Below are 4,845 nucleotides of genomic sequence, written 5' to 3' on the forward strand. Positions count from 1 at the left end.
ACCCCAGCCCTCCCCTTATAAAGGGGAGGGAGTAAGAGTAGCCCCCCCTTTATAAGGGGGGGTTGGGGGGGTAACTCAACCCCGAACGAAGTCTAACCGACTTGCGTGCACACTGTAGCCTTATAAAGGGAAGGGATCAGATCTCTAGAGGGGTAGCTTAACTCTCAACTCTCAACTCTCAACTTTCAACTTTCAACTTTCAACTCCGTCCCCAGCTTCATCGGTAAATCTTGATTGATGGCGACAATTTGTTGCTGTTGCAACTCATTAGATTCCTGAAGATGATCGCGCAATATTTGCCCGAAGCGGGGATGGTAAAAACGGTGCAAACTGTAATTCGCAGTTGCCGGAAAACCTCGCCTTTTCTTGTGTCTGCCGCCCGCACCCGGATCGAAAATCTCGATTTTGTTGGCGATCGCCCACTCGATCGGAGTATAGTAGCAAGCATCAAAATGGAGACAATCGACATCTTCACTACTACCCCAATAACGACCGTACAATCGATCGCCTTTAGTAATACAAAAAGACATGCCGACAGGTATAACAGGATCTTCGCCCGTTGCCGTGACAAATACTACCCGATGCCGATATTTGGCGTGCAATCCCTCAAAAAATTCGGGCGTGAGATACTTACTTCCCCACCAGCCAAATTTATCGCAGGTATCGGCATAAAAAGCATACATTTGGGAAAAGAGCTGCGGTGCGATTTGCTCTCCCGTGACGGTAGTCAAATTTAAGCCCCCCTCACGTACAGATTTGCGCTCCCGTTTGATATTCCGGCGTTGGTTGGCATTAAATGCGCCTAAATAATCATCAAAAGTCTGATATTGATGGTTTTGCCAGACATAATTATGATTGATCCAAGTACTATATCCGTATTTATTCATCTGCGATCGCCATTCCGGATCGACATATAAGAAGTGACAGCCCGATAACCGATGCGTCGTACAAAAATCATCGATCGATCGCACCATTAATTCGGTAATCTGGGCTTCATTTTCCCCAGGTGCAATTAAAAATCGATATCCTTCAGATGGAGTCACCGGAGTCATCCCCACCAATTTGGGATAATACCTAATTCCCATCCGCTGCGCCAATTCTGCCCACTGATTGTCGAAGACAAATTCACCATAACTATGTCCCTTGACATATAGAGGTGCGGCGGCGATTAATGCTTGCCCCTTCCAGACTGTCAAATGCGTCGGCAACCAGCCAGTTTCGGCGGTAACGCTGCCAGAAGTCTCTAAATTATTCAACCACTCCCACTCTAAAAAAGGAGTCTTTAACGGTACAGCCAGCGCATCCCAATCTTCTTGTGGAATGTCTGCTAAGTTATTGAACCAGCGGATCTGATACGAAGATAGAGACATTATTCGTTTGCTGCGGTTTGGCACCTATCTATTCTATCGAAACCGCATACATCTAAACAGTTGTAGAGATCGATTCTCTATGGAGCGTTGTTAATACTAGCTCGATGGTGGTTGGCGCGAGTACAGAACTTGAATGGAATCGGCAAGGTTTTGAATCTCTCCAGCTTGCATTCTAATCTCTCGTTCCTGGATCTGACTGCGCTCTCTATCTTCTCGCATCAATGCGGCTAGTTGGCGAATATCTTCGCGGGTTTCTTCACGAGACTGTCTGTTTAGTTCTCGATCGGCTCTTGCCAGATCTCGATCGGCTGCCTGTTGATTCCCTGCGGCTTCGATCGCTTTGGCATTGGATTCGATCAGTTGTCTGAGTTCGCGCATTTCCTCGCGGGCTTCTTCACGAGACTCCTGCAAATCCTCACGAGATTGTCTGGCTAGTTCTCGATCGATCTGTTGCTGGTTGGTGACTGCTTCAATCGCTTTGGCATTGGATTCAATTAGGCGGATTAATGCCTGCATGTCTACGGGTTGGCTGGGGTCGGGAGTGTTGGTCATTGTCGTTTTTGTGGGATGATATATAGACAAATCGATTGTAGATTTGTCAACTGATGTAAATTTAGTCATGGCTTTAACTGTCGATCTAGCTAAAACTGTCTAGAATCGAGTTATCCCAACTTCGCTTCAGGACAATAATATGGCAGTCAAGCAACAGTTTACTAGCTTTGAAGATGCGATCGCCAATAGTGACTTACCGATTTTAGTTGATTTCTATGCGACTTGGTGCGGCCCTTGCCAGATGATGGCTAAGATTTTGGAACAAGTCAATATCGAACTCAATGGGCAAGTGAGAATCATGAAAATCGATACTGACAAGTATCCCCAAATTGCCTCTAATTATCAGATTCAGGCATTGCCAACTCTCGTTTTATTTAAAGGCGGACAATCTGTCGATCGATTGGAAGGAGTATTACCCGCCGAACAATTAATCGATCGAATCGGTCAGTTTTTGTAACTACAGCTATCTCATTTACGCTCTAAAGATCGTTACTTTCTAAATTTTCAGCATCGAGTTTCGTGGCTTTTTGGCGATCGAGTTTCGCACCATTTCGATCGCCAGACTGTTCGCGGAGTTTAGCTCTTTCTGTGTAAATATAAGCAACTTGTGGTTCGGCTGCAATCGCTCGTTCGCGTAGCGTACCGAAGGTAATCGAGATCTGCTAAAGCCAGTTTTGTTTCTCCCTTTTTGGAATACAATTTTGCCCGAAGTAAATACGTATAATTGTCTGAATTCGACGATTCGGCAAGCTGCTGAGTATAGCTAGCAATTGCTAGATCGGTATCTCCTAATTGAGTATATAATTCGCCTCTTTGTCTATAAATATCTGCTTTCGATTTAGGATCTAGTTGGAGAATGCGATCGGTATCGAGTAGAGCTGCACGATAATCTTTAAGCGTTGCATTTAAAAATATTCGAGAATGAAGATCTGCCAAATTATTTGGCTCTATTGCAATAATTCGATCGAGATCTTGAAGTGCAGCTCCATAGTTTTTCAATATCTGGTGCAGCTTAAATCTTTGGCGATAAGCTTCAACATCACTGGGATCTTTCTCGATCGCGGCTGTGGCCACTTGAAGCTCGCGTTGCCATTTAAGCCGATAATGCGATTTGCGCTGTGCTGGAGTCATCCCCCCAGTCTGAAAAGTATCGATTAAACCATTGGCAACTGCGGGGAATCGGTTACCCATAAATCCATAGATACTCCCGATCGTACCGCCAATTAAACTCACCGCATAAAGTAAACCTAAACCCGATCGCAATAGCTGAGAATTGCTGCGATCGGATTTCCATTCCCACAGATTATTCATGAATAATTTTTGCTGTGCTGGCTGCATTGGCGGCGATGAATCTCGATCGAATTGGGTGTAAGCCCATTGTAACCATTCATCCTTTTCTAAGCCTGCTGGAGCCGATTTGTGCTGCAACTTGGAGATCGCTTTGGCAGTGCGTAAATCGAGCGGTAAAGATAACGCGATCGCAATCCCGATAAATAAAAATACCTGGACACCGGACAATCCCAGTCCGATCGAGATCGCAGTACAAATTACTTTAAATCCAATCCCAATATATGGATATGGTTGCAATAGTAAACTAATAATTTTACCGCCATCTAATGGATAAATCGGTAACAGATTGAGCAAGTTAATACACACCATCAACCAGCCAAATCCATGCAACCAATTCAAGCTCGAATTTGGATGACCAATAAATAACATCGCGATGCCCAGCAAAATTCCTGGTAATGGCCCCAATATCAATATCCAAAACTTTTGAGAGAGAGTAGCATTCTCATTTTTACCCATTGCTACCCCACCAAGAAAAGGAATAAATAGCATTCTCGTATCGCGATAGCCAAAGAATTGCATCGCTAATAAATGACCGAGTTCGTGGAGTAAAATAACAACTAAAAGCTGCAAGCCAAATTGCCAACCCATGTAGGGAATAGTCGCCACATAAAAGCCCACCATACTCAACCCGAACCACCAAAACTTACTCCGACGAGTGCCTGTAGAAGTCTGAGCTTGCTCCAACATTAGCGAATTGTCGATTGCGATCTCTGATGGAATTTCGATCGGTTGCGCCAGCGGTTGCGGTTTTGGACGTAGATAAATCAACCGATAAGCATAGTAAATAGCCGAGCCGAGCCGCAGTCGGCATAAGTTGTCATTGCCCAGAGGCACAAAAACTTTGGTCGCAATTAAGCGATCGAAATAAATAGAAAACCGCTGAAAAAAGCGATTGCTAAAATCTGTAATGCTCAAATTAGAGATCGGCTTGCGATCTACCATTTGTGCAAATTGTTGTTGGCGATCTGCCCATTGTCGCTCTAAATTATGAATGCGATTATCGCCGAGCGTCGTATTGGGAATCGAGCCAAATATAGCATGAGCTAATCGATCGACACTCAGCAGCAAATGTCCATCAGTAAACCAAGTATAAAACGTAATCGAAACCGGATCTGTCGCCGCCACCGGATAGCGCAATTCGATCGATGCAAAATGGCACCCACTCTCATCTACCATCACTCGCATCCAGCGCGTCAGTGGATGCAGCCGCTGAAATGGCGAGTACTCCAGATAGCCACAATCCCGAAAACCCAATCGCTGTAATTCCACCGCCGAAGGCTCTAAAATGTCACGCACGTATTCGGGCACTTGCTCTGTGACAACCACCGAAGTACTCATGCGATCGAATCGCGCCCGCAGCAAGATAATGACAGTGTAACCATACCGCAGTCCCCAAGTCACCGCCAACCACAACACCGCCAACCACAACCAATTTATCACCGTCGAGCACCTTGAAAATCGCTCACCTTAGCTTACCCATCGATCGTGCTTAAGCCATCCTCAAATCTAGAATTAACACCATTTTGGATTTTTGATTTTGGATTGTGTATAAAAAATCCCCTCCTCGGAGGGG

Annotated in this window: 4 protein-coding genes; 1 reads left to right on the top strand and 3 read right to left on the bottom strand. The window is 45.1% G+C overall.

Features of this window, described 5'->3' with window-relative positions; translation table 11 throughout:
• Nucleotides 1-185: 185 nt before the first annotated feature.
• Together C7B77_RS24140 and C7B77_RS24145 are read right to left on the bottom strand one after the other, a co-directional pair.
• Nucleotides 186-1,370 (bottom strand): GNAT family N-acetyltransferase, encoded by a 1,185-nt coding sequence (locus tag C7B77_RS24140; RefSeq protein WP_106310915.1) that lies wholly within the window; start codon nt 1,368-1,370, stop codon nt 186-188.
• Between the two features lie 96 nt (nt 1,371-1,466).
• Nucleotides 1,467-1,922 (bottom strand): hypothetical protein, encoded by a 456-nt coding sequence (locus C7B77_RS24145; RefSeq protein ID WP_146138489.1) that lies wholly within the window; start codon nt 1,920-1,922, stop codon nt 1,467-1,469.
• A 139-nt stretch (nt 1,923-2,061) separates the two neighbouring features.
• On the opposite strand from C7B77_RS24145, the gene trxA reads away from it, so the two are divergent.
• The gene (trxA, locus tag C7B77_RS24150) at nt 2,062-2,379 is read left to right on the top strand and encodes a thioredoxin (RefSeq protein WP_015162829.1); all 318 of its coding nucleotides are present in this window, start codon (nt 2,062-2,064) and stop codon (nt 2,377-2,379) included.
• Nucleotides 2,380-2,498: 119 nt separating this feature from the next.
• Here the strand turns inward: trxA and C7B77_RS24155 are convergent, their stop codons facing one another.
• Nucleotides 2,499-4,712, bottom strand: coding sequence for a site-2 protease family protein (locus tag C7B77_RS24155; RefSeq protein ID WP_146138490.1), 2,214 nt, complete (start codon nt 4,710-4,712; stop codon nt 2,499-2,501).
• Nucleotides 4,713-4,845 lie beyond the last annotated feature (133 nt).

It is taken from the genome of Chamaesiphon polymorphus CCALA 037 (assembly GCF_003003845.1).
Classification (GTDB): Bacteria; Cyanobacteriota; Cyanobacteriia; order Cyanobacteriales; family Chamaesiphonaceae; genus Chamaesiphon; species Chamaesiphon polymorphus.

Coding starts and splice junctions, on each gene's coding strand:
- C7B77_RS24140 (WP_106310915.1), bottom strand. CDS start 1,370: ATGTCTCTATCTTCGTATCAGATCCGCTGGTTCAATAACTTAGCAGAC.
- C7B77_RS24145 (WP_146138489.1), bottom strand. CDS start 1,922: ATGACCAACACTCCCGACCCCAGCCAACCCGTAGACATGCAGGCATTA.
- trxA (WP_015162829.1), top strand. CDS start 2,062: ATGGCAGTCAAGCAACAGTTTACTAGCTTTGAAGATGCGATCGCCAAT.